The sequence below is a fragment of the Methylibium rhizosphaerae genome, from assembly GCF_006386545.1.
Taxonomy (GTDB): domain Bacteria; phylum Pseudomonadota; class Gammaproteobacteria; order Burkholderiales; family Burkholderiaceae_C; genus Pseudorivibacter; species Pseudorivibacter rhizosphaerae.
Window position 1 is genome coordinate 1 of record NZ_SWAR01000154.1, and the last position, 946, is coordinate 946.

A 946-nucleotide genomic window follows, 5' to 3' on the forward strand; every position below is an offset into this window, starting at 1 on the left:
CCGTTCGATCGCTCGCTTGAACGCGCGCTGGAAGGTCTGGTCGTACACATGGTGCCGGCGCACCACGCCACTGCGGGGATCGACTGAATGCTTGGCCTGCGGAAACACCCAGAACCAAGCCCAAGACGACGCCGCTCGCGGGTACTTGCGCTCCAGCGCCGTGGGCAGCTCCACCGAGGCAGGGCCGGACGCCACGTCGGCTTGCCACAGTGTCCGTGCGCAAGCGAGCTGTTCGTGCAGCGGTGCCACGAGGGAGCGAGGCAACATCACCACCCGATCCTTGCCGCCCTTGCCCTCGCGCACCAGGATCACCTGCCGGTCGAACTCCAGGTCCTTGACGCGCAACTGCAGGCCTTCGTTCAGTCGCATGCCGGTGCCATAGATCGATGCCCAGCACCTTGCCGTAGAAGAACAGCAACGCCGACAAAGCCTGCGTGTGGGTGGCCGCGGCCAGGCCGCGTTCATTGGCCAGCCAACTTAGGAAGGCCTCGACCTCCGTCGGTCCCATCGATGCCGGGTGACGCACACCGTGGAAGCGGATGAAGGCACGCACCCAGTAGACGTAACTCTTCTCGGTGCGAGGGCTGTAGTGCAGGTAGCGCACACGCTCGCGCAGCTGGTCGAGCACCTTGGCCGACTTCAGCGGGGGCAGGGCGGGCGTGCCGGTTTTCACGGGCCATTTATACTGTATGCGTGTACAGCCTGCTTCGGCAGCCCAGGCAACAAGCGGGTTTGCCGAGGGCTATCCCGCCTTTGGGTGGGGAGAGCGGCGGTTTTATCCAGCTATTCTGCTGGCCATAACAAAGTTAGACAACAGAGGAGGGTGAGTCCGCATGGAACTGACGGCAAGCCAGATCGAAGCTCTTACGCACCGTGAGCTGGCTGAGCACCTACGGTTGGCCAAGGTCAATCCCGGGCACTATGCGACGGTTGGCGCGCTGCTTCA

General features: G+C 63.6%; 1 protein-coding gene and 1 pseudogene. Both read right to left on the reverse strand.

Annotation, left to right across the window (positions count from 1 at the left end; all coding sequences use genetic code 11):
- A partial coding sequence (locus tag E8D38_RS29620; RefSeq protein WP_425462829.1) for a tyrosine-type recombinase/integrase occupies window positions 1-369 on the reverse strand: 369 nt, incomplete at its 3' end.
- Window positions 370-439: 70 nt separating this feature from the next.
- A pseudogene (locus E8D38_RS29625) lies at window positions 440-673 on the reverse strand (phage integrase N-terminal SAM-like domain-containing protein); the annotation flags it as partial.
- Between the last annotated feature and the right edge of the window lie 273 nt (window positions 674-946).